At 64.6% G+C, this 21,826-nt stretch carries 22 protein-coding genes; 6 read left to right on the top strand and 16 right to left on the bottom strand.

Annotated features, from left to right (window positions below; genetic code table 11):
* Nucleotides 1–50 precede the first annotated feature (50 nt).
* Entirely contained in the window at nt 51–1,022 is a 972-nt protein-coding gene (locus CLU86_RS08150; RefSeq protein ID WP_233194884.1) for an asparaginase, read from the top strand.
* Nucleotides 1,023–1,165: 143 nt separating this feature from the next.
* On the opposite strand, the gene adk is transcribed toward CLU86_RS08150, so the two are convergent.
* The 6 genes from adk to CLU86_RS08120 all read right to left on the bottom strand — a co-directional run bounded on the left by adk (nt 1,166) and on the right by CLU86_RS08120 (nt 5,266).
* Nucleotides 1,166–1,822: an adenylate kinase gene (adk, locus tag CLU86_RS08145; RefSeq protein ID WP_099741262.1), complete on the bottom strand. Its 657-nt coding sequence runs from the start codon at nt 1,820–1,822 to the stop codon at nt 1,166–1,168.
* A gap of 163 nt (nt 1,823–1,985) precedes the next feature.
* On the bottom strand, nt 1,986–2,843 hold the full coding sequence (kdsB, locus tag CLU86_RS08140) for a 3-deoxy-manno-octulosonate cytidylyltransferase (RefSeq protein ID WP_369803816.1): 858 nt from the start codon (nt 2,841–2,843) through the stop codon (nt 1,986–1,988).
* Nucleotides 2,840–3,022 (bottom strand): Trm112 family protein, encoded by a 183-nt coding sequence (locus CLU86_RS08135; RefSeq protein ID WP_099741260.1) that lies wholly within the window; start codon nt 3,020–3,022, stop codon nt 2,840–2,842. Before CLU86_RS08135 ends, kdsB begins: the two co-directional genes overlap by 4 nt.
* A 32-nt stretch (nt 3,023–3,054) precedes the next feature.
* Nucleotides 3,055–4,170: a tetraacyldisaccharide 4'-kinase gene (gene lpxK / locus CLU86_RS08130; protein ID WP_099741259.1), complete on the bottom strand. Its 1,116-nt coding sequence runs from the start codon at nt 4,168–4,170 to the stop codon at nt 3,055–3,057.
* Nucleotides 4,171–4,175: 5 nt separating this feature from the next.
* Nucleotides 4,176–4,607, bottom strand: coding sequence for a biopolymer transporter ExbD (locus CLU86_RS08125; RefSeq protein WP_099743434.1), 432 nt, complete (start codon nt 4,605–4,607; stop codon nt 4,176–4,178).
* A 26-nt stretch (nt 4,608–4,633) separates the two neighbouring features.
* The gene (locus tag CLU86_RS08120; protein WP_099655610.1) at nt 4,634–5,266 is read right to left on the bottom strand and encodes a MotA/TolQ/ExbB proton channel family protein; all 633 of its coding nucleotides are present in this window, start codon (nt 5,264–5,266) and stop codon (nt 4,634–4,636) included.
* 352 nt (nt 5,267–5,618) lie between these two features.
* Here CLU86_RS08120 and xseA point away from each other — a divergent pair, with 352 nt between their 5' ends.
* On the top strand, nt 5,619–6,947 hold the full coding sequence (gene xseA / locus CLU86_RS08115) for an exodeoxyribonuclease VII large subunit (RefSeq protein ID WP_099741258.1): 1,329 nt from the start codon (nt 5,619–5,621) through the stop codon (nt 6,945–6,947).
* A gap of 182 nt (nt 6,948–7,129) precedes the next feature.
* Nucleotides 7,130–7,711, top strand: a complete 582-nt coding sequence (locus CLU86_RS08110; RefSeq protein WP_099655608.1) for a superoxide dismutase — start codon at nt 7,130–7,132, stop codon at nt 7,709–7,711.
* A gap of 119 nt (nt 7,712–7,830) precedes the next feature.
* Here CLU86_RS08110 and CLU86_RS08105 read toward each other — a convergent pair whose 3' ends face one another.
* Nucleotides 7,831–8,307, bottom strand: a complete 477-nt coding sequence (locus CLU86_RS08105) for a DUF192 domain-containing protein (RefSeq protein WP_099741257.1) — start codon at nt 8,305–8,307, stop codon at nt 7,831–7,833.
* A gap of 290 nt (nt 8,308–8,597) precedes the next feature.
* On the opposite strand from CLU86_RS08105, the gene icd reads away from it, so the two are divergent.
* Entirely contained in the window at nt 8,598–9,857 is a 1,260-nt protein-coding gene (icd, locus tag CLU86_RS08100) for an NADP-dependent isocitrate dehydrogenase (protein WP_099741256.1), read from the top strand.
* Nucleotides 9,858–10,162: 305 nt separating this feature from the next.
* On the opposite strand, the gene CLU86_RS08095 is transcribed toward icd, so the two are convergent.
* The 4 genes from CLU86_RS08095 to CLU86_RS08080 form a co-directional block, all read right to left on the bottom strand.
* A complete protein-coding gene (locus CLU86_RS08095) occupies nt 10,163–11,614 on the bottom strand; it encodes an ABC transporter ATP-binding protein (protein ID WP_099741255.1) in 1,452 nt (483 codons plus the stop codon).
* Complete coding sequence (locus CLU86_RS08090; RefSeq protein WP_199175183.1) at nt 11,611–12,414, bottom strand: ABC transporter permease; 804 nt, start codon at nt 12,412–12,414, stop codon at nt 11,611–11,613. Before CLU86_RS08090 ends, CLU86_RS08095 begins: the two co-directional genes overlap by 4 nt.
* 71 nt (nt 12,415–12,485) lie before the next feature.
* Nucleotides 12,486–13,454 carry an ABC transporter permease gene (locus CLU86_RS08085; RefSeq protein ID WP_099741253.1) on the bottom strand — a complete coding sequence of 323 codons (969 nt, stop codon included), beginning with the start codon at nt 13,452–13,454 and terminating at the stop codon, nt 12,486–12,488.
* Nucleotides 13,451–15,052 carry an ABC transporter substrate-binding protein gene (locus CLU86_RS08080; RefSeq protein WP_233194882.1) on the bottom strand — a complete coding sequence of 534 codons (1,602 nt, stop codon included), beginning with the start codon at nt 15,050–15,052 and terminating at the stop codon, nt 13,451–13,453. Before CLU86_RS08080 ends, CLU86_RS08085 begins: the two co-directional genes overlap by 4 nt.
* A gap of 39 nt (nt 15,053–15,091) precedes the next feature.
* Between CLU86_RS08080 and CLU86_RS22900 the strand changes: the two genes are divergently transcribed.
* Nucleotides 15,092–15,481, top strand: coding sequence for a hypothetical protein (locus CLU86_RS22900; RefSeq protein WP_199175217.1), 390 nt, complete (start codon nt 15,092–15,094; stop codon nt 15,479–15,481).
* Here CLU86_RS22900 and CLU86_RS08075 read toward each other — a convergent pair.
* A complete protein-coding gene (locus CLU86_RS08075) occupies nt 15,400–17,583 on the bottom strand; it encodes a TonB-dependent siderophore receptor (RefSeq protein ID WP_099743432.1) in 2,184 nt (727 codons plus the stop codon). The genes CLU86_RS22900 and CLU86_RS08075 overlap by 82 nt on opposite strands.
* Before the next feature lie 218 nt (nt 17,584–17,801).
* Complete coding sequence (locus tag CLU86_RS08070) at nt 17,802–18,209, bottom strand: DUF2946 family protein (RefSeq protein ID WP_099741251.1); 408 nt, start codon at nt 18,207–18,209, stop codon at nt 17,802–17,804.
* Nucleotides 18,210–18,481: 272 nt separating this feature from the next.
* On the opposite strand from CLU86_RS08070, the gene CLU86_RS22600 reads away from it, so the two are divergent.
* Nucleotides 18,482–19,414 (top strand): hypothetical protein, encoded by a 933-nt coding sequence (locus CLU86_RS22600; protein ID WP_143226684.1) that lies wholly within the window; start codon nt 18,482–18,484, stop codon nt 19,412–19,414.
* Nucleotides 19,415–19,686: 272 nt separating this feature from the next.
* On the opposite strand, the gene mmsB is transcribed toward CLU86_RS22600, so the two are convergent.
* The 3 genes from mmsB to CLU86_RS08055 form a co-directional block, all read right to left on the bottom strand.
* On the bottom strand, nt 19,687–20,610 hold the full coding sequence (gene mmsB, locus CLU86_RS08065) for a 3-hydroxyisobutyrate dehydrogenase (RefSeq protein ID WP_255408885.1): 924 nt from the start codon (nt 20,608–20,610) through the stop codon (nt 19,687–19,689).
* A 70-nt stretch (nt 20,611–20,680) separates the two neighbouring features.
* Nucleotides 20,681–21,082: a DUF488 domain-containing protein gene (locus CLU86_RS08060; protein WP_099741249.1), complete on the bottom strand. Its 402-nt coding sequence runs from the start codon at nt 21,080–21,082 to the stop codon at nt 20,681–20,683.
* 36 nt (nt 21,083–21,118) lie between these two features.
* Entirely contained in the window at nt 21,119–21,595 is a 477-nt protein-coding gene (locus tag CLU86_RS08055; RefSeq protein ID WP_099741248.1) for a TfoX/Sxy family protein, read from the bottom strand.
* Nucleotides 21,596–21,826 lie beyond the last annotated feature (231 nt).

Genomic DNA, 21,826 nt, shown 5'->3' with positions numbered 1-21,826 from the left:
GTTTTTTAATCCAGTACCTGTATTTTTCACCAGTTTTTTGGAGTGCGCAAGTGAGTACGCAAAAAATCGTCGTTTTGGGGACGGGCGGCACGATTGCCGGAAAGGCCGCGAGTGCGGAGGACAACGTGGGTTACAAAGCGGCGGAGGTGGGTGTCGCGGACTTGCTGCAAGGCGTGCCGGGGCTGGGCAAGGCGCTGCAAGGGCATGTTTTGGAATCTGAGCAAATTGCCCAGATCGACAGCAAAGACATGGACTGGGAGGTGTGGCGTGCGTTGGCGCTGCGCTGCCAGGAGGTGTTGTCAGACTCCCAGGTGAAAGGGGTGGTGATCACCCACGGCACCGACACGCTGGAAGAGACGGCGTGGTTTTTGAGTGCGGTGTTGGATGCCTCCAAGCCCGTTGTTCTGGTCAGTGCGATGCGGCCGGCCAGTTCCTTGACGCCTGACGGGCCACAGAACTTGCTGGATGCCGTCACCGTGGTGATCCATCCCGGCGTTGGCGGTGTTTTGGCGGTGGCTGCGGGCGTCGTGCATTCTGCAAAGCAGGTTCACAAGGCATTTCCTTACCGTGTGGATGCCTTCACCTCCGGCGAGGTGGGGCCGTGCGGGTGGGTGGAGGAGGGGCAAGTGCGTTGGGCGCGGGAGCCCGGTGCAGGGTGTCGGGGAGCCCATACTGCGTTGCTGCACAGGATGCCTGCCGCCGCAGACTGGCCCTGGGTGGAAGTGGTGTGCAGTGGGGCGGGCGCCAATGGGCGCGTGGTGGATGCCTTGGTGCAGGCGCGTGTGCAGGGCCTGGTGATCGCCGCTACGGGCAATGGCTCCATCCACCATGCGCTGAAGGAGGCTTTGCTGCGCGCGCAGCAGCAGGGCGTTTGCGTGGTGACCGCTACCCGGTGTGGGCAAGGCCACACGTTGGTGGGGCCCGCAGGCGACTTTGCCGGAGCAGCGGGGCTGTCGCCCATCAAGGCGCGGATTCAGCTGATGTTGGACCTGATGTCACGCAATTTGGCGCAGGCTGTGTGATCTGGCACTGCTGCCCCCTTTCGGGCTGACCTGTGGATGGGGCTGCCGGGCATAGAAAAAACCCCTTGCTGCAGTGCTGCGGCAAGGGGTTTTTTCTGGGCGGTTTGCCGCCGAGATGGATCGGGGCAGACGCCCCTCGAAGGTCAGTGGCTCAGCGCTTCAAATGCGCGGGCGGTGATCTCATCCACCGTGCCGGTGCCGCTGATGGCGCGGTACTTGGGGGCCTGTGCGGGCTCTTGTTGTGCCCAGTTGCTGTAGTAGTCCACCAAGGGGCGTGTCTGGTCGCTGTAGACCTGCAGGCGCTTCTTGACGGTTTCTTCCTTGTCGTCGTCGCGTTGGATCAGGTCTTCACCCGTCGCATCGTCCTTGCCTTCCACCTTGGGTGGGTTGAACTTGACGTGGTAGGTGCGGCCACTGGCAGGGTGCGAGCGGCGGCCGCTCATGCGCTCCACGATGGCTTCAAAAGGTACGTCGATTTCGAGCACGTAATCCAGCTTGACGCCAGCAGCCTTCATGGCATCGGCTTGGGGAATGGTGCGGGGGAATCCATCGAACAGGAACCCCTTGGCGCAGTCGGGCTGGGCGATGCGCTCTTTGACCAGATTGATGATCAGCTCGTCGCTGACCAGTGCGCCGGCCTTCATCACTGCATCGGCTTGCAGACCCAGGGGCGTGCCGGCCTTGACGGCGGCGCGCAGCATGTCTCCGGTGGAGATTTGAGGAATGCCGTACTTCTGGCAGATGAAGGTGGCTTGCGTGCCCTTTCCGGCGCCAGGCGCGCCCAACAGAATCAGTCTCATGGAGGTCCTCAAGGTTAGAAATCGTGCGGCAGGGCTGGCGGGGGCGTGAAAGTCCGCCCGGGATGCCGTGCTCTCGTTGCGGGCAAGGATAGCATGTGACAGCTTGGTACAGCCTTACGCTGCCGCTGCTTTGGCGACTGTGTTTTCCCGGTGTGCAGCCTGCTCAGTGACGGGGGGTGGCGGGGGCCAGCAAGGCGCGAACTTTTGCCAAATCTTCCGGTGTGTCCACCCCTGGGCCGGGCGCTGTGGCCGCAATGTGTACGGCGATGCGGTGCCCATGCCACAGCGCGCGCAGTTGCTCCAGGGCCTCCACGGTCTCGGTGGGGGCGACGGGCAATTGGGGAAACTGCCGCAGAAAGCCTGCACGGTAGCTGTAGATGCCGACATGGCGCAGCGGCGAAAAGCCTGCGGCGCTGTGGGCCACGGGGCTTGGGGTGGCTGCATCCCACCAGGCGATGTCCGAATGGTCTCGCGACCACGGAATGGGCGCGCGGCTGAAATAGTGGGCCAAGCCCTGGGCATCGAGCACGACCTTGACCACGTTGGGGTTCAGGTAGTCGTCCCTCGATGCGATGGGGTGGGCTGCTGTGCCCATGCTGGCCTGGGCTTGTGTGGCCAGCAGGCCCGCCACGGCGTTGATCAGGGCCGGGTCTATCAAAGGCTCATCGCCCTGCACGTTGACGACGATGTCGTCGCCTTGCAAGCCCAGTTGCTCGCAGGCCTGTGCCAGGCGGTCGCTGCCGCTGGCATGGTGTTTGTCGGTCAGCACGGCCTCGATGCCATGCTGTCGGCAGGCTTGCAGAATGAGGGCATCGTCCGCCGCCACCACCACGCGCTGGGCCTGGCTTTGCTGGGCGCGCTGGGCCACGCGCACCACCATGGGTGTCCCGGCAATGTCGGCCAGCGGTTTGTTGGGCAGCCGTGAGGATGCCAGTCGGGCGGGGATCAGCACGGTGAATGGGGCGCTGCTGATCGCCGCGGAGCTGGGAGAGAGGCCTGGCATCGCTGGCCCGTCGCTCATGCCTCCAGCTCCTCGTCGCTCAGGGTGCGGGCTTCGTTTTCCAGCAGCACCGGAATGCCATCGCGCACGGGGTAGGCTAGGCGGGCGCTGCGAGAAACCAGCTCTTGGTTCTCCCGGTCAAACGTCAGGGGGCCTTTGGTGACGGGGCATACCAGCAGTTCAAGCAGTTTGGGGTCCATGGCGGCGTGTTCAATCTGAAAAAGCGGCGCGCTCAGCGCGCGAAAGGGTCGGGGGATGATAGCGGCGAAGCCAGGCTGGCCAGCCGTTCCTTCAATTGGCGAAGGAAGCCATCGTCCAGCGTGATCTGCAAGGGCACGGCCAGGGCGTCGGGGTGCTGTTTCCACAGTTTGACAGCGTCTTTTTCAGTGCAAACAAGCACCTCGGGCTGATAAGATAAGCGCTGCCAGCTATCAAAATCATAGTGATCTGGCAGAGCTTCCTGGGTGGCCAATGTCAGTCCTGCGGATCTCAGCATGCCAAAGAACAGGCCCGGCTGGCCGATGGCGGCCACGGCATGCACGGGCTGGCCCTGCAGCGTGCTCAAAGGTACCTGGCGCCCATTGGCCGCCACGGCGTAACTGGCAAGGTGGCGTTGCAGCCCAAAAGTGCCGCCGGTGGCTGGTACCTTGGCGTGGCTGGGTGGCGGCGCATCACCCGTGTACAGCACCCAGTCCACCCGCCGGGGCCAAGGCTCACGCAGGGGGCCTGCGGGCAGCAAAAAGCCGTTGCCTGTGCCGTGGGGGTTGAAAACGCAAATTTCCAGATCGCGCTGCAGCGCCAAGTGCTGCAGGCCATCGTCGCAGACCAGCACGTCCACCTCGGGGTGCTGTGCCAGCAGGGTGCGGGCCGCCAGGGTGCGCTTGCTGGCGACGTACACCGGCACGCGGCACTGCTGCGCGATCAGCAAGGGCTCATCACCCACCTCGCTGGCCACCGAGGTGGGCAAAACCGCCAGGCAGCCCTGGGTGGTGCGGCCATAGCCGCGGGAGACAACGCCAGGGCGCAGGCCCAGGCTTTGCAGGTATTGGACCAGTGCCATCACCACCGGCGTTTTGCCAGAGCCTCCGGCCACCACATTGCCCACGACGATCACCGGCCGCCCAGGGTGCTCTGAGTGCAGCAGGCCGGTTCGGTACAGCGCGGCACGGGTCGCCATGAGCGCGCGGTACAGCTGAGACACGGGCCACAGGGCCCAGCTCAGCGCACTGCGGCACTGCCACAGGGCGGGCCAGCCCTGGGTGCCACTGATTTTTGGGGGGGAAGCGTTTGGCCGCACACCCCCGGGCCGCGAGGCCGAGGAAGGCGGCTGCGGCGTGGGGGTTGCCATGCCGCTCAGCGGTTGCTTGCGCGCGCGCCAGCGGTGGATTGGGTCGCGAAGGTGATTTGTGTCAGGCCCACGCGCCGGGCCGCTTCCATCACGGTCACCACCGACTGGTGGGGGGCCATGGCATCGGCACTGATGATGACGACGCTGTCTTTGCCTGCGCTGGCGCCGCGCAGGGCCTGGGCCACAGCGTCCACGCTCTTGCCCTCCACACCGCCCTTGTTGACGGCGTAGCGGCCATCGGCTGCCACGGCAACGATGACCTCCTTGGGGTGGTCGCGTTGCTGCTCGGCATCGGCCACTGGCAGGGTGAGCTTGAGTTCGGTGAACTTGCTGTAGGTGGTGGTCAGCATCAAAAAGATGAGGATCACCAGCAGCACGTCGATGAACGGAATCAGGTTGATTTCCGGCTCATCCTTCGCTCGGGGGCGGAAGTTCATGGGCATACGCTGGGCCGCCTGCTTGCTTATTTGCGGTGGCGCAGGATGTGGCGCACAAACTGCTCAGACGCCAATTCGAGCGTGAGCAGGTAGGCATCAACCCGGCCGCGGAAGTAGCGCCAGAAGATCAGCGCCGGGATGGCCACGATCAGGCCAAACGCGGTGTTGTACAGGGCGATGGAAATACCCTGGGCCAGTTGGGCGGGGTTGCCGCCTCCCAGGGCGCCGGTGTTGCCGCCTTGCGAGCCAAAGATCTCGATCATCCCGATCACAGTGCCCAGCAGGCCCAGCAGCGGGGCTGCTGAAGCAATGGTTGCCAGCGCGCTCAGGTACTTCTCCAGGCGGTGGGCCACGGCCCGGCCGCTGCCCTCCATGGTGGCGCGCAAGTCGGTTTCGCTGCACTGGGGGTTGGCGTTGAGCGCACGCAGGCCCGAGGCCAACACTTCACCGAGGGCCGAGCTTTGGGCCAACTGGTTGACGACGTCCGGGGTGGGCAGCGAGCGGGAGGACACGGTGATGGCCTCGTCCAGCAGTTTGGGGGGGGCGATGCGGGCTGTTTTCAAGGAAACAAAGCGCTCGCAAATCAAGGCCAGAGCCAGGACAGAACAGGCAATGAGGGGCCAAATGGGCCAGCCTGCGGCTTGTATGATGGACAGCAATTCTCTCTCCGCTCAGGTGAAGTCAGTCTGCAATTATGGCCCAGGCGGCTGGCGCTTTGAGGTCACAAACCGTTACGAGAAATCGCCGCCTTCGGTGCGCAGGCCTCGCCCACAAAATCTGTGGATAACTTTGTGGGTAAGCGGGTGGGTATCCCCGCCAAAGCGGCGCCAAATGGGCGTTGCAACAGATTGATGAAAAATTGCACAGCAAAAAATCCATATAAAACAATGACTTGTACGTGTTTGCGTCTTTTGCAGGGTGTTGGCTTGGCCGGGGCGTGTGGTGCTGGTGCGTCGCCCGCGCTGTGGAGTACTTGGGGCCACGCGGCTGCGCCAAGGCCCGTGGTGGCCCATGTTTGAGGCGTCCACCCCTGCAGCCACGCCGCGTGTGTGGGAAGTCGGCGCGCTGTGCCGCGCCATTGCTGATGTGCTGGAGGCGCGCTTCAACCCTGTCGCGGTGCGGGGCGAGATAACTGGCTTCTCGCGCGCATCCAGCGGGCATTGTTATTTCTCGATCAAGGACGCCGCGGGCCAGTTGCGTTGCGCCATGTTCCGCCGTGCGGCCGGGCTGCTTGACTTTTCTCCCAGAGATGGTGAATTGGTCGAGGTGCGTGGCCGCCTGGGGGTCTACGAGGCCCGGGGCGACTTGCAGTTCATTGTGGAGAGCATGCAGCGCGCAGGGCAGGGCGCGCTGTTTGAGCAGTTCTTGCGCCTCAAGGCTCAGCTCGAATCCGAAGGCCTGTTCGATACACGGCGCAAGCGCCCCTTGCCGCTGCAGCCGCGCGGCATTGGCTTGATCACCTCGCTGGGGGCTGCTGCCTTGCACGATGTGGTCACGGCGCTGCGCCGCCGGGTGCCGCACATCCCGGTGGCGTTGATCCCTGCGCAGGTCCAGGGCGCGGCGGCCCCGCAGTCCATGGTGGCTGCGCTGCGGCAGATGTACACCTGGGCCGAGGGCGCGGGCGCGCCTTGGGGCCCCGAGCCAGGGGGCACCGTCCCTATCGACGTCATCCTGCTGGTGCGCGGCGGCGGGTCGATGGAAGACCTGTGGGCCTTCAACGATGAGCAACTGGCGCGCACCGTGGTGCAAAGCCCTGTGCCTCTGGTCAGCGGCGTGGGGCATGAGACCGACTTCACCATTGCCGACTTCTGCGCCGATTTGCGTGCGCCCACGCCGACGGCCGCGGCCGAGCTGGTGGCGCAGCCGCGCGAGGTATGGCTGGGCGCGCTGGACCTGCTGGCCGACCGCCTAGACACCGCCGTGCAGCGCCAGCTGGACGCACGCCACCAGCGGCTGGACCAGGCCGCGCAGCGGCTGGGGCGCCCGTCGGGCCTGGCCGCGCGCGAGCAACTGCGCCTGGCCCGCTGCGCACAGCGCATGCGCCATGGCATGCTATTGAATTTAGAGCGGCTAGCGCTTAAGCACAAAGCGCTAGAGGCCGATTTGCCTATCAAAGTGACCCGCCAGCTCGCGCAGCAGTCTGACCGGCTGGAGCGCGCACGCATGCAGCTGGAGCTGCTGAACCCGCAACTGGTGCTGCAGCGCGGCTACGCCTTGCTGACCGACAGCGATGGCCATACCGTGACCGGTGTGGGCCAGGCCCGCCCGGGCGATGCGCTGCGGGCCACGTTGGCCGATGGGGTGCTGGACTTGACGGTGGGGCAGCCGCGCCTGTTGTGAGGGCTGTGGGCGCGCAGCGCTTGCGGCCATGCGGTGTTGCGATGTATCTCCACTTCTCTGCACAAGGCTATTGATCTTCCTACAATGCCACGTCGCGTCAAATTGCGCGCCAGGCGTGGGGCGGCTTGCTTGCCAAGCCGCCGCCCACCTTCCAGCATTGCAAACCACGAGGAAACACCACCATGGAACATACCCTTCCCCCGCTGCCTTACGCCATCGACGCCCTGGCCCCCCACTACAGCAAGGAAACGCTGGAGTTTCACCATGGCAAGCACCACAACGCCTATGTGGTGAACCTGAACAACCTGCAAAAGGGCACTGAGTTCGAGTCGCTGTCGCTCGAAGAAATCATCAAGAAGTCGTCCGGCGGCATCTACAACAACGCAGCCCAGATCTGGAACCACACCTTCTTCTGGAACTGCATGGCCCCGAACGGTGGCGGCGAACCCACAGGCGCCCTGGCCGACGCCATCAACGCCAAGTTCGGCTCCTACGCTGCTTTCAAGGAAGCCTTCGTCAAGAGCGCCGTGGGCAACTTTGGCTCCGGCTGGACCTGGCTGGTGAAGAAGGCCGACGGCAGCGTTGACATCGTCAACACCGGCGCCGCTGGCACGCCCCTGACCACCGCCGACAAGGCCCTGCTCACCGTGGACGTGTGGGAACACGCCTACTACATCGACTACCGCAACCTGCGTCCCAAGTTCGTGGAAACCTTCCTGGACAAGCTGGTCAACTGGAAGTTTGCCGAAGCTAACTTCGCTTGATTTCGCTTCATGCCTGGTTTCATCCGGGCATAAAAAAACGGCCGCAAGGCCGTTTTTTTATGGGCAAAGCCTGCGCAGTCATGGGCTGGAGGCTTGTTGGCAGTTTGTAGATTGGCTGGTTATTTCTTGGTGCTGAACACTGCAGCGCTCACCAGCTTGCTGCCCGGCTTGATGCCTTTTTGGGCAAACCAGCCCTGGTTCATTTCCAGCACGTAGCGCACCGGCTTGGCCGAGCAGTGCGAGTCCTCGGTCTGTGGCTTCATGTCGGCCAGGTTCACGATGGTGCCGTCATCGGCCACAAAGGCCGCCGTCAGCGGCAACAGCGTGTTCTTCATCCAGAAGCACTGCGTGGCGGGCTGCTCAAAGACAAACAGCATGCCCTCGTGCGCTGGCATTTCCTTGCGGTGCATCAGGCCGGTTTGCCGCTCTTGCGGGGCTGCGGCCACCTGGGCATCGATGCGGTGCATGCCTGCGGTGATTTCCACGCGCTGCAGATTCATCTGGGGCTGGTTCTGGGCGCTGGCTGGCAGCGCAGTAGCCAAGGTGATCAGGCCTGCGATCAGCAGCCGGGGGGAAGAGAGCAAATGACTTGGCATGGGGTCTTTGGATTCAGGCAGTTGGCGGGGGAGGGCGCAAAGATGGCTCGTTGCGCAGCATGCTGGGCATTTTGATCCAAGTTGGGGTGGCTTCGATGAAACGGCTCGGCAACACACTGCGCTGGGCTTGGAGGCGGCTGCGCGCCACAGGTTCCGCAAGGCGACACAGGGCGCGCGTGGCCTGCCAAGGGGCGCTGAGAACGGGCCTAAAATGAAAAATGGGCCGCGCAGGTGGCACCCTCTCAATCCTTGGCTGAGCCCGACTCAGTCCTCACCGGAGACCTCCGTACATGACCGCTTTCCAGCACATCCAGGTTCCTGCCGAGGGGCAGAAGATCACCGTCAACGCCGACATGTCGCTGAACGTGCCCGACCAGCCCATCATCCCGTTCATCGAGGGTGATGGCGTGGGCCGTGACATCACGCCCGTGATGATCAAGGTGGTGGATGCTGCTGTGGCCAAGTCGTACGGCGGTCAGCGCAAGATCCAGTGGATGGAAGTGTTTGCAGGCGAGAAGGCCACCCGCATCTATGGCCCCGACGTGTGGCTGCCCGACGAAACCCTGCAGGCGGTGCGCGACTATGTGGTGTCTATCAAGGGCCCGCTCACCACGCCCGTGGGCGGCGGCATCCGCTCGCTGAACGTGGCCCTGCGCCAGGAGCTGGACTTGTACGTGTGCCTGCGCCCCGTGCAGTACTTCAAGGGCGTGCCATCGCCCCTCAAAGAGCCCGAGAAGACCAACATGGTCATCTTCCGCGAGAACTCGGAAGACATCTACGCAGGCATTGAATTCCCCGCCGAATCCGACAAGGCCAAGAAGCTCATCCAGTTCTTGCAGAACGAGCTGGGCGCCACCAAGATCCGCTTCCCCAACACCTCGGGCATCGGCATCAAGCCCGTCTCGCGTGAGGGCACGGAGCGCCTGGTGCGCAAGGCCATCCAGTACGCCATCGACCACAACAAGCCCAACGTGACCATCGTGCACAAGGGCAACATCATGAAGTACACCGAAGGGGGCTTCCGCGACTGGGCCTACGCCCTGGCGCAAAAGGAGTTTGGCGCCGAGCTGATCGACGGCGGCCCATGGTGCAAGTTTGCCAACCCCAACACGGGCAAGGAAATCACCATCAAGGACAGCATTGCCGATGCCTTCCTGCAGCAGATTTTGCTGCGCCCCGCCGAGTACTCGGTGGTGGCCACGCTCAACCTCAACGGCGACTACATCTCCGACGCACTGGCCGCGCAGGTGGGCGGCATCGGCATTGCGCCGGGCGCCAACATGTCCGACTCGGTCGCCTGCTTTGAAGCCACCCACGGCACCGCGCCCAAGTACGCGGGCAAGGACTATGTGAACCCCGGCTCCGAAATCCTCTCGGCCGAGATGATGCTGCGCCACATGGGCTGGAAGGAAGCGGCCGACCTCATCCTGAAGTCGCTGGAAAAAGCCATTGGCAGCAAGAAGGTGACGTATGACTTTGCCCGCCTGATGGACGGCGCCACGCAGGTGAGCTGCTCGGGCTTTGGTCAGGTGATGATCGACCAGATGTGAGGTGTGGGCGGCTGGTTTGAACAGAGTCAGCCACCGCACAACAAGCGCCCCGGCAAAAAGCCTCCTGCAATCTGTGATTGCAGGAGGCTTTTGTCTTTTTCGCCTGATTAGCAACTTGCCAGATACCCCTGCATCCGTTCGGGCTGAGCCCGTCGAAGCCAGGGCTTGCCGCGTGCGTGCAAGGCTTCGACAAGCTCAGCCCGAACGGGTGGGGACGAGAAGGCGTCTGAGGCAGGTCGCTAATCAGGATTTTCGCCATCTAGCGCTTGATGGGTAAGCGCAAGCAGCTATTTTATTGATAGCAATCAGTGGCCAGCCTGTGGCTCCGCTTTGAGCCCAATTCTCCGTGTCGCCACCGCAGCCGCCAAGTGTTCGTCATGGGTCACCAGCATCAGCGCGGCACCGGTCTCTTGGGTGGCGCTCAGCAGGATGTGCATCGCTTCTTGCTGCGTGATCGGGTCCAGGCGCGAGGTGGGCTCGTCGGCAAACAGCAGCGCAGGCTGCGCCACCAGCACGCGGGCCAGGGCAATGCGCTGCAGCTCGCCGCCCGACACTTGCTCGGGCTTGCGCTCCAGCAAACTTTCGGGCACGCGCAGCTGCTCCAGCCGCCGCTGCACGGCCTTCCAGTCGCAGCGGTGCAGCCGGGCGGCGTCTCGCAGCGACTGGGCCAGGCTGATGTGCTGGGCAAACGAGCCCACCGGGTCCTGGTACAGCTTTTGAAACGCATGCGGGCGCAGGCCTGCATTGCGGGCCACGCGGCCCGTGTCGGGCCGCAGCAGGCCCAGCAGCACATTGCCCAGCGTGCTCTTGCCTGTGCCGCTGGGGCCTTGTACGGCCACGCGCTCGCCGCTGTGAATGTGCAGGTCCATGGGCGCAAACAGTTGCTGCGCGCCATAGGCTTTGGAGATACCCTGCGCCTGCACCACGCTCTCGCCCACCTGCGGCGCGGCAAACGGCAGCCAGCGGGCCGGGTCGGCATCCATCAACTGGCGGGTGAAGGGGTGCGCGGGCTGCGCGGCCACCTCGTCGATGCGGCCTTGCTCCACCGCCTGCCCGTGCCGCAGCACGATGACCTGGCCCCCCAGCGCTTGCGCCACGGCCATGTCGTGGGTGATGGCCAGCAGGCAGCCGCCCGCCTGCAGCACGCCACGAAACAGCGCTACCGTGCGGTCGCGCCAGTGGTTGTCGAGGCCTTTGGTGGGCTCGTCCACCATCAGCACCGGGGCGCCGCCCGCCAGGGTGATGGCGGCCACCGCCCGTTGCGCCATGCCGCCTGACAGTTGCCAGGGGTAGTGCCCTGTGGCCTGGCCCAGGCCAGCGCGGGCCAGCTCTTGCTGCGCACGTTCAGCGGCATCGGCAGGCGGCTGCGCGTGCAGCAGGGTGTAGACCTCGGCCAGTTGCGGCGCCACGCGCTGAAAGGGGTTGAGGGCCACCGACGGCTCCTGCGGCAGCAGGGCCAGCTTGCGGCCCCACAGGGCGCGGCGGGCGCTGGCGTCTTCGGCACGCGTCGTCACGCCGTCGATGGTGATGGTGCCCGATGCCCGCAGTGCAGGCGGCAGGTTGCCCATGATGGCCTGGGCCAGCAGCGACTTGCCCGCGCCGCTTTCGCCCACCAGGCTCAGCGCCTCGCCAGCATGCAGCCTGAACGAAATGCCCTGCAGCAGGGCGCGGTCGCCCACATGGATGGCCAGGTTGTCCACCACCAGCAGGGCGGTGGTGGCATGGGTTGGTTGGGTTGCGTGGATTGCTTGGGTCATGCGGCCTCCCGCTCGGGTTGGATGAGCATCATGGCGGCCACCAGCCACAGCAGCACGGCAGTGGGGGCGGCAATCAGCCAGGGCGCTTCTTCGTAATAAGGCATGGCCTCGGTGATCATCAGGCCTAGCTCGGCCGTAGGGGCCTGCGCCCCCACGCCCACAAAGCCCAGCGCGGCCAGCGCCAGCACCGCCTGCGCGGTGGTAAAGGCCAGCAGCGTGCCCAGCGTGGGCGCCAGCGCGGGCAGCAGGTGGCGGCGCAGGACGTAGGCCCGGCCAAAGCCCAGCAGGCGCGATGCCTGCACCGCATCGCCCGCCAGCACAGGCCGCGCCATGGCCCGGCACACGCGAAAGTATTCGACCCACAGCGCAGTGGCCATGCCCACATACAGCGCCCACAACTGGCCCGGGGCCAGCGCCGCAATCAGCAGCACCAGCAGCAGGCCAGGAATGGCCAGCACCGCATCGGCCAGCATGAGCAGCACCCGCTCGGTGCGCCCACCGCGCCACGCGGCCAGCACGCCCAGCAGGGTGCCGGGCACGGCCGCACTCAAGGCCGCCAGCAGCGCCATGCCTAATGAGAGCTGCGTGGCATGCGCCAGCCGCGCCAGCCACGAGCGGCCCAGCACATCCGTGCCCAGCCAGTGCGCTGCGCCGGGCGTGGCCAGCTGGTTGCGCAGGTTCTGCTCAATGGGGCTGGCGCCCACCAGCCAGGGGCCCAGCAGCGCCCACAGGGCCAGCAGCCCAATCAGCACCAGGCCCGTGCGTTGCTGCCACGAAGCAGCGGGTTTTGCTCTGCCCATGGAGGGCTGTGACAGTGGCGGTGTGGCCGCAGCCACCTCCGCAAGGGTGGTCGTCATTGTGTGCGGTGCGGTCATGCGGCCACCCCCCGTTGTTGGCGTGGGTCCAGCGCCACGCAGGCTGCATCGAGCAGCAGGTTGAACACCACAAACAGCAGCGCCATCGCCAGCGCCGCGCCTTGCACCACGGGGATGTCGCGCCCAAAGATGGCGTGCACAAGCGCATGGCCAATACCGGGCCAGGCAAACAGCGTCTCTACCACCAGCGCGCCTTCCACCAAAAACAGCGTCTGCACGCCCAGGTAGGCCACCACGGGCACCGCGGCGGCGCGCAGGCCGTGGCGCAGCACGGCTTGCAGGTCGCTCAGCCCCTTGGTGCGGGCAAATTCAAATGCGGGCGATTGGGCCACCTCTTGCATGGCACTGCGCGTGACGCGGGCAAGGCCTGCACCCAGGCCCAGGCCCAGCGCCAGCGCAGGCAGCACCAGGCTGGCGCTGTCGTCGTCGCCCGCCACGGGCAAAAAGCCCCAGTGCACCGCCACCAGCAGCATCAGCAGCACCGACAGCAAAAACGGCGGCGTGCCACGCAGCACCACGGCCAGCGCCCAACTGGCGCGGTCGGCCACCCCCCCGGGGCGCAGGCCTGCCCACAGGCCCAGGGGCACGCCCATGGCCAGGGCCACCGCCAGCGCTGCGGCAGACAGGCGCAGCGTGGCGCCCAGGTGGTGGGCCACCTCCACCCACACGGGGCGCTGGGTGATGAGCGACTGGCCCAGGTTCAGCGTGGCCATGTCGCTCCACCAGCCCAGCAGGCCTTGCAGGGCGCTCTGGTTCAGCCCCAGCTCGGCGCGCACGGCATCGGCCGCCGCGCCGCTGACCAGGTCCAGCCCATAGCGGCTGGCGGCCACGCGCATGGCCAGGTCGCCCGGTAGTGCGCGCACCATGAAAAAGCACAGCGTGCCGATGATGAGCGCCAGCGCCACCACCTGCAGACCGCGCCGCCCCAGCATGTGCAGCCAGGGGTTGCGAAGGGAAAGATTCATGCGTTGCTCCAATGCATCTCAGTGAGCCGGTAGCTGCGCTCCAGCGGGTCCAGCGACACGCCTTGCAGGCGGCGGTTCACGGCCACGTGCTGGCGGTACCAGGCGATGGGGATGACGGGTAGTTCGTCTTGCAGCACCTGCGTGACGGTGGCGCGCAGCGCCTGCGCACGGCGCGCATCGGGCGTGCTGCGCATCAGCTCGGCCAGGGCCTGCACCACGGCATCGCTGTGCCAGCCCATGGCGCCCCAGTCGCCGCCTTGGGCAGAAAAATCGCCCGCCAGCGTGCCCGCCGGGTCGGGCACATTGGTGTAGTTGCGTGCAGCCAGGGCCAACTGCAGCGTGCCGTCGCGGTGGCCCATGGGGATGTCGCCCGAGTTGCCGATCTGCACCTTCACGGCAATGCCCGCCAGGCGCCACTGCTCTTGCAGCGCGGTGGCCACCAGGGGCAGTTCGGGCCGGTCTAAAAAGGTGCGTATCGCCAAGGTCAGCGGCTGCCCGTCCGGCCCGCGCAGGCCGTCGGTGTGGCGCTGCCAGCCCGCTTCGCGCAGCAGGCGCTGGGCAGCTTCGGGGTCATGCTGCAGCGGGGGCAGGGCGGGGTGGTGCCAGTCGGCCAGCGTGGGGGGCAGCAGCTGCGTGGCGGCCAGGGCTTCGTCGCCCATCAGGGCCTGGGCAATGCCTGCACGGTCAATGCTCAGGCTCAGCGCCTGGCGCACGCGCACGTCTTGCAGGCCGGGCAGCGTGGCATTGAGCTTGACGATGACGGTGCGCGGCAGCGTGACCGATGTGATGCCCACCTTGGCATGGCGCTTGAGCCGCCGCAGGCTGGCCGGGTCCAGCCCATAGGCCAGGTGGGCCTGGCCGCCTTCCACCATCAGCGCCCGCGTTTCGGCGCGGCCAGCGGCCAGGTAGGCCACGCTGCGTATCGCAGGGGCGGGCGTGGAGGCGGGGCGGTCATAGTCGTCAAACGCCTCGGTCTCCACCTGCTGGGGCGGCACCAGCTTGGCGATGCGATAGGGGCCGCTGCCAATGATGCGCTGCACCTTGCCGTCTGCGCCATAGCTCTCGGGCGCCAGCACCAGCGTGCTGTAGTGCGCCAACTGGGCGGCCAGGGCGTTGTGCGGGCGGGCCAGGCGAATGCGCAGTGCGCCATCCCCCTCGGCGGTGATGGCGGTGATGGGCGCGTTGCTGAGCAAGGCGGGCGCCTTTTGGGCGCGTTGCAGGCTTTGCACCACGGCCTGCGCGGTGACCCGGTTGCCGTTGTGAAAGCGCGCACCGGGCCGCAGCGTGAACTGCCAGGCCAGCCCATCGGCAGACACCTGCCAGCGCTCGGCCAGCGCGGGCTGCGGGCGGCCGTTGTCGCTGGCGCCCAGCAGGGTTTCGCACACCTGCAGGTTCAGCAGCATGAAGCCGCTGCTGGCGGGCGAGAGGCTGGTGAACTCCCACGGGCCCACGATTTGCAAGGTGGCCGGCGGCGGGGCAATGCCCTGTGCCTGCGCCCAGGGGGCCGCGCCTGCGGTGATGCAGGCGCTGGCCGTTTGCAGCGCGGCGCGGCGTGTGCAGCCCTGCGGTGGCGGGGCGGGCTTGAAGCCGTGTTTCAAAAAAATCTCCTGGTTTGTGTTTGAGAGAGGTTGGGTGGCGTGCGACGGTACTTTGTCCGTGCCCTGCCCATCCCCCATCCGTTCTGCCTGAGCCTGTCGAAGGCCCTGCACGGCCTGTGCCCTGGCTTCGACGGGCTCAGCCCGAACGGTGGTTGGTGGCGCATGGTTTGGCGTGCCCGGCCCATCCCCCATCCGTTCCGCCTGAGCTTGTCGAAGGGCCTGCACGGCCTGTGCTCTGGCTTCGACAGGCTCAGCCCGAACGGTGGCTCGGGCACGCATGGTTTCAACGGACGATGGAACGCTAGCGGGCATGGCGTGGCTGCAGTGCTTGATGGCCAGAGCCAGCGTCAGAACTTGGCCTGCAGCCCCACCGTCACGGTGCGCAGCGCCCCAGGCGTTACCCACACGCGGCTGTACGAGCTGGTGTAGTGCACCTTGTCGAACAGGTTGTCCACGTCCAGCGTCAGGTTCACCGTGGGGCTCAGGCGCCAATAGGCCAGCAGCTTGGCCGTGGTGTAGCTGGGCAGGTCGAACGCGGCAGTGCCTGCATTGGCCTCGGCCTGCGTGCGGGCCTGGCCCAGGCGCTTGCCCATGTAGGTCACGCCACCGCCCAGGCCCCAGCGCTGGCCGTTGGCCAAGGCGTCTTCGTACACGGCCAGCACGCTGCCGTTCACCTTGGGCACGTTCAGCAGCCGCCCGCCCACTTCCAGCGTGTTGTCGCGGGTGATTTCCACGTCGTTGAACACCAGGCTGGCGTTCAGGCGCCAGTTCGCGCTCAGGCGGCCGGCCACGTCCAGCTCCAGCCCCCGGCTGCGCACCTCGCCTGCGGCGGCCGAGAAGCCCGCGTTCAGCGGGTCGCTGGTCAGCACATTGCGCTTGGTAATGTCAAACAGCGCGGCTGTGGCGCCCAGGCGCTGGTCGGCGCTTTCCCACTTGGCGCCCAGTTCAAATGCACGGGCTTTTTCGGGGGTAAAGGCATTGCCAGCCGCATCACTGCCCGTGTTGGGGCGGAAGGACTTGCCCGCGTTGGCATACACCGTCCACCCCGCGCTGGGCAGCCAGCTCACGCCCAGGCGGGGCGACACCGCCGAGGGGGTTTGCACGGTGGTCGTCGCATTCAGGCGGTTTTGCAGGCTCTGGTCGTAGTTGTCGGCCCGCAGCCCGGCCATCACGCGCCACTGCTCGCCCAGCTTCACGGTGTCTTGCACATACAGTGCGGTGTTGCGCTGCTTCTCACGCGTGTCGGTGTTGCGGCCTGGTGTGGGCTGCGTCTGGCCGTACACGGGGTTGAAGATGTCGATGGCGTAGGGCGCGCTGGCGCTGGGGTTGGCGCGCAGCATCAGCGAATCCATGTGAAAGCGGTAGCTCTCTACGCCCACCAGCACCTCTTGCTCCAGCCCGCCCGCGCGCACCGTGCCTTGCAGCTCGGCCTGCAGCGCTACGTCGTCCGACTGAAAGTCGCGGTAACGGCGCTGGCGTCGCAGGGTGCGGCCATCGGCCTGCAAGGCGCTGGCCTCGGTCGAAAAGCCCTTCAGCCCCGTCTCGCGGTACGACAGGCCCGTGCGGCTGCGCCAGTCGGCATTCCATTCGTGCGACAGCACCAGCTGGTGCGTCTGGTTGGTCACCGTCACATCGCCATCGGCGGGTTCGCCCAAAAAGCGGCTCACAGGCACCGCGCCCAGTTGGTTGTTCACCGCCACCACACCCCGGTCCAGCGGCGTGGCGTGGCGCAGGTATTCAGACGTGTATTCGAGCACCGTGTTGGGCGACAGCTTCCAGGTAAAGGCCGGGGCCACCACCTGGCGCTGCGCGCTGACTTGGTCGCGAAAGCTGCCCTTGTCTTCCACCGCCACGTTCAGGCGGTAGGCCAGGTTGTCAGAGATGGGGCCCGTGGTGTCCAGCGCCGCACGGCCCAGGCCGTGGCTGCCTGCGTAGGCTTCGACCGAATGCGCGGCCTTCCACAGCGGCTTCTTGCTCACGATGTTGAGCGTGCCGCCGGGCTCGCTGCTGCCATACAGCGCAGCGGCAGGGCCTTTCAAAAACTCAATGCGCTCCACGCCCGCCAGGTCACGCGGCGCGTTAAAGCCCCGGTTGGACGAAAACCCGTTGAGCAGCGTCGCCATGCCCGTGTTCTCGTTGCCCGGCAGGCCCCGAATGGCGATGTTGTCCCACAGCCCGCCAAAGTTGTTTTGGCGCGAGACACCGCCCACATAGTCCAGCACATCATCCAGCCGCGTAGCGCCCAGGTCGTCCAGCGTCTGGCGCGACATTACGCGCACCGACTGCGGCAGCTCTCGCAGCGGCAGGCTGGTCTTGGCCCCCTCGGCCTCGTCAGCGTAATAGGTGCCCGATGCACTGCGGCCCACCACGTCCACGGCGGAGAGGGTGGGTGGGGTGATCACATCGCCCTCAGCCGCCCAGGCGGCGGGCAGCGATGCAAAAAAAGCGGCAACCGCCAAAGCCGTCAACGTAGGGCGCGGCAGCGAGGGTGGGGTAGAGGGGCGAGAAAAAGAAACCAAAGAAGAACGCATGGCAAACCAGTCCAAAAGCAATGAATGCGAAAGCCAGGGACAGCGGCGCACGTCGCCCATTCAGGGCGCACACAGCCGCATGCCCGCACGCACCCCGGCGGGGTGAATGCATGGCTATCCACAAAAAAGGGGTTGTGCCGAATGGCAAAAGCTGGCTAGGGGGCTATGGACGAATCAAGCGGTGATTCGCTCAAAGGCTCCCTCAGGCCCGACGTGTGTCAGGCCCGCTGGGCTGGCGGAGGATCTCTGGCTGCAAACGGCCAGCGCACCCGCTGGGCCGTGAAGGGGGCCGCGCCTTGCGGCAGGGCATTGCTGGGTTCGGTGAACGGTGGCGGCAGGCTGGCTACTGCGTGGGTCAGCCCGGCATCTAGCGCATGGGTCAGGCACCAGGCGCAGGTGGCGTGTGTTTCTTCCTTGTCTTGCTCGCCACTGGCTGCATCGATGCGGGCTTCGTCAGCGGCATAAGCCTCCACACCATTGGCCGCTGCCGGGGCCTTCTGTACGCTGCGTACCGCCTCGCGAATATGCCGCGCCTCGTGCAGGGGCACACCTGCCAGGGCGTTGAACAACGCCACCAGCAAAAGCACGATGTGGAGGGGCAGGGCGGGGATGGTGCGGCGCAGCATGAGGGGATGCGAATCATACTCAAGTGTGGGAGGTGGATTGGCGCGCTGCTGGCGCGGAGAAGCGCCGACGTCACGGCTCCGCATTTCCACAAGCTATAGTTTGTTCAGTTGGCGTCACCGAGCTTCGGAGGATTTTTATACCTGAGCCTTTCTACAGTAAAACGCCTGCAAACTCTGGATGAGAGCCACTTTTCGGAGGAATCCGTGTCCCGAATATCTCGCGGTCCCAATTTTATTTCGTAGGTTTTGCGGAACACATCACGTTAGCCCACATGACAAGCGCCTCTCCGAACATAGCAAGCGTCGTGCGCACGGTTTTTTTTATACCAAGCGACTTTGCTGAGAACGCGAAATCGTTATCAGATCTCGCTCCGACCTTGCCAGATGATCTTCGCGAAATATCCTTGGCATTTTTTGACAATCTTCATGGTGTCGTTCGAACACTAAGTATTCCTTTTAACTACACCTACTCCGAGATTCACAGCCTGCATTGGCAACGGTTTCTGATGGCCGAGCGCATACGCGCTCGGGGAATTGAGCAGGAATCTGAACGCGAACCCGCTGCGCTCAAGATTGCACGGGAAAGACTCTCGGAGTACCTCAAAGGCGAAGGAAAGGAGATCATTGCAGACGATGTATTAAATCGTCTTCACGCTCTTCAAAACGAATCGGAGTCGCTTTCAGCCGCAAGAGAGCTTACGCGCCAAGGTGTCGTACTGGTCTGGAGCGCAGTCGAGGTGCTTACACGCGATTGTTTTATCTATCTTCTTAATCGCTATCCGGCATTAGCTGAACGACTACTGTCTGAACAATCGAATCGCAAACGATTTTCTGTCGAGCGAGTTGACTGGCAAACCTTGGCATCCTATGGGTATGACTTATCGCGAAATCTAGGAGCGTTTCTTATATCTAAAGCGGATCTCACGAATGTGCCAGCAATCCGTGATGCATATGGTGCACTCTTTCCAGTCGCTACTAATTTAGGAGAGAAACTCCGAGATGCTCGGCTGTGGACTCTCTGTCAGAAACGCAACCTAATCGTTCATCGACGAGGAATTGTTGACCAACAGTACCTTAATAGCACTGGAGACACTCTTCCGATCGGGACTGATCTTTGGGTTTCTCCGCATGAGGTAGAAGACTTACTGGAAGCGGCGCTACAAATTGGAACGGAACTTATCAAAGAGGTGGCGAATGCCGACTAGCCGTTCCGTGGATGGCGACTACCAAAAACAGCACTTTGGATTCCCTACGCCTACGGATCCGGCCGTCCCTAACTTCAAACGCTCCATACCGTGCGACAGATACAGGTTCAGATCGAAACGCTCCACCACTTAGAGCTGCTCTCAGCATCTAAATCTTTGTTACCGGCTTATCAAAAACACAGACTTCACTCCCAGTTTTAAATGGTTTTATTAAACGTTCAAATTAAAAAAAGCCAGCAAGTGCTGGCATTTTTTTATCGTGGTAGGTGCACTTAATTACCTTTTTGCACCATCTTAATAATGCTGGAAAAATCCAGCCCCCCATGCCCCGCCAGGCTGTGCACCGCATACAAATTGCGCGCCATGCCCCCCAGCGGCGTGGCGGCCTTTACTGCCATCGCGTTCTCTTGCGCCAGCCCCAGGTCCTTGAGCATCAGGTCCGTCCCAAACCCCCCCGCATAGCCCTTGCTGGCAGGCGCGGTTTCCATCACGCCGGGGTAGGGGTTGTACTTCTCCAGCGCCCAGTTGCCGCCCGAGCTGCGGCGCATGATTTCGCTCAGCACCTTGGGGTCCAGGCCGTTGGCTACGCCCAGGGCAATGGCTTCGCTGGTGCCCGCCATCAAGATGCCCAGCAGCATGTTGTTGCAGATCTTGGCCGTCTGGCCTGCGCCCACGCTGCCTGCGTGGAAGATGTTGGCGCCCATTTTTTCGAGAACGGGGCGAGCACGCTCCAGGTCAGCCGCGTCGCCACCCACCATGAAGGTGAGGGTGCCTGCAATGGCACCGCCGGTGCCGCCCGACACGGGTGCGTCGATAAAGGCCACTCCCTTGGCTTTGGCGGCCTCGGCCACTTTGCGGGATGTGGCGGCTGCGATGGTGGAGCAGTCAATCACCAGCGTGCCTGCGGGCAACTGGGCCAGCAGATCGCCCGCGCCTAAGAACAAGCCTTCCACATGCTGGCTGGCGGGCAGCATGCTGATGACCACTTCGGCCCCTTGCACGGCGGCTTTGGCGTCGGCGGCGATGGGCACGCCGTCTGCGGCCAGCTTGTCGCGGGCGGGTTGGGAGAGGTCAAACGCCTGCACTTCGTGGCCTGCCTTGTGCAGGTTGTGTGCCATGGGGCCGCCCATGTTGCCCAGGCCGATGAATGCGATTTTCATGGTGTGTGTCTCCTTGGTGTTGTAGCAGTAGTGAATGGGTTTGGTATGAAATTGATAGCTGCTAGCGCTTATTAATCAAGCCCTAGAGGCCAAAAAGGCTTTAAATCTAGGGGCTGATGTCTGCCCCACGGCTGTGCAGCTCGGCCCGTAGCACCGAGCGGTGGCAGCGCGCCTCGTCTTCGCAGTAGCAGCCCAGCGACAGGGCGCTGTGGTGCGAGAGGGCGGCCAGCAAATCCAGTGTGCGGCTAGCTTCGGGCTGGGCCAGCTCTTTGCGAAACTGCTTCACAAAGGCCTCCCACGCCTTGTCGCCATCGGTGCCGCTGGGCACCTTCTGGCCTTGGGCCATCAGGTCGGCGCTGGGTGAGAGCAGGGGGTACCACACGTCGTAGTAGTCGCGGCTGGCGAACTCGGCCTTGGGCACGCCACGCGGTGGGCGGCGCACGGTGCCGATGCGCGTGCCTTCGTCGGCGGCGCGTGGGGTGCCAAGGCGGACGATGCGCAGGGGCATGGTGGTGGGGCTCCGGGTGGGTGGTGGTTGGGCGGATCAGTCGTCGGCTTCGAAGATGCTGTGCTTCTTGGGGGCGGCTGGTTTCTTGGGCTTGGCGTTGGGGCTGCTGCTTTGGTTGGCAGGTGCCTTTTTGGCCGCAGCCGGGGCGGTGCTTGCCTTCTTCTTGCGCGGCGATGCCTTGGCCAGTGGGTTGTAGGCCAAGGCCTCGGTCAGCCAAAAGCTCCACTGCGCCCGCGTGGCGTAGCCGTTGGGCTCCACCCAAAAGTAGCCCTGCATCCCTCCGCCGGGCGAGAGTTCGCGGGTGTTCTGCATCTCTTGAAACTCGCCATGCCGCTCGGGCGGCAAGCGCACCAGCAGCTCCTCGCCCTTCACGCCCGCGCACAGCTTGCCGTCTACAAAGAAGCAGTAGCAGCCGAACATGGTGCGCTCGTCCACATCGCTGCGCTGCGCCAGGGCCGTGCGCAGGGCATCGATCAGGTGCAGGGCTTCGTCGGAGAGGGGGCGGGCTGGCATGGGCTACTCACTTTTCGCGTAGCGGTCGATATACGCTTTCAGCGCGCGCGGATCTTCGTGGCTAAAGAGTAAGCCGCATGTCTTGCACATATGGAACTTGCTCGACTGCACTGCCACTCCATGTGAGACCCGAAAGAGCTTCCACTTGTATCCCGCTGGGATAAATTCACCACCGCCTTCGCCCATGTGGATGTGTCCTGCTTGCAGGTGTTCCGATTGGCAAGCGGGGCA

The organism is Acidovorax sp. 62, from assembly GCF_002754495.1.
Classification (GTDB): domain Bacteria; phylum Pseudomonadota; class Gammaproteobacteria; order Burkholderiales; family Burkholderiaceae_C; genus Acidovorax.
Note: the sequence above shows the minus strand (reverse complement) of the source record. Positions and strands in the feature narration are given on the sequence as shown.

What these genes read in the sequence shown, in the direction of transcription:
- adk (WP_099741262.1), bottom strand. Translation starts at nt 1,822, where the DNA reads ATGAGACTGATTCTGTTGGGCGCGCCTGGCGCCGGAAAGGGCACGCAA.
- kdsB (WP_369803816.1), bottom strand. Translation starts at nt 2,843, where the DNA reads ATGAGCGACGGGCCAGCGATGCCAGGCCTCTCTCCCAGCTCCGCGGCG.
- CLU86_RS08135 (WP_099741260.1), bottom strand. Translation starts at nt 3,022, where the DNA reads ATGGACCCCAAACTGCTTGAACTGCTGGTATGCCCCGTCACCAAAGGC.
- lpxK (WP_099741259.1), bottom strand. Translation starts at nt 4,170, where the DNA reads ATGGCAACCCCCACGCCGCAGCCGCCTTCCTCGGCCTCGCGGCCCGGG.
- CLU86_RS08125 (WP_099743434.1), bottom strand. Translation starts at nt 4,607, where the DNA reads ATGAACTTCCGCCCCCGAGCGAAGGATGAGCCGGAAATCAACCTGATT.
- xseA (WP_099741258.1), top strand. Translation starts at nt 5,619, where the DNA reads ATGTTTGAGGCGTCCACCCCTGCAGCCACGCCGCGTGTGTGGGAAGTC.
- CLU86_RS08110 (WP_099655608.1), top strand. Translation starts at nt 7,130, where the DNA reads ATGGAACATACCCTTCCCCCGCTGCCTTACGCCATCGACGCCCTGGCC.
- CLU86_RS08105 (WP_099741257.1), bottom strand. Translation starts at nt 8,307, where the DNA reads ATGCCAAGTCATTTGCTCTCTTCCCCCCGGCTGCTGATCGCAGGCCTG.
- icd (WP_099741256.1), top strand. Translation starts at nt 8,598, where the DNA reads ATGACCGCTTTCCAGCACATCCAGGTTCCTGCCGAGGGGCAGAAGATC.
- CLU86_RS08095 (WP_099741255.1), bottom strand. Translation starts at nt 11,614, where the DNA reads ATGACCCAAGCAATCCACGCAACCCAACCAACCCATGCCACCACCGCC.
- CLU86_RS08090 (WP_199175183.1), bottom strand. Translation starts at nt 12,414, where the DNA reads ATGGGCAGAGCAAAACCCGCTGCTTCGTGGCAGCAACGCACGGGCCTG.
- CLU86_RS08085 (WP_099741253.1), bottom strand. Translation starts at nt 13,454, where the DNA reads ATGAATCTTTCCCTTCGCAACCCCTGGCTGCACATGCTGGGGCGGCGC.
- CLU86_RS08075 (WP_099743432.1), bottom strand. Translation starts at nt 17,583, where the DNA reads ATGCGTTCTTCTTTGGTTTCTTTTTCTCGCCCCTCTACCCCACCCTCG.
- CLU86_RS08070 (WP_099741251.1), bottom strand. Translation starts at nt 18,209, where the DNA reads ATGCTGCGCCGCACCATCCCCGCCCTGCCCCTCCACATCGTGCTTTTG.
- CLU86_RS22600 (WP_143226684.1), top strand. Translation starts at nt 18,482, where the DNA reads ATGACAAGCGCCTCTCCGAACATAGCAAGCGTCGTGCGCACGGTTTTT.
- CLU86_RS08060 (WP_099741249.1), bottom strand. Translation starts at nt 21,082, where the DNA reads ATGCCCCTGCGCATCGTCCGCCTTGGCACCCCACGCGCCGCCGACGAA.
- CLU86_RS08055 (WP_099741248.1), bottom strand. Translation starts at nt 21,595, where the DNA reads ATGCCAGCCCGCCCCCTCTCCGACGAAGCCCTGCACCTGATCGATGCC.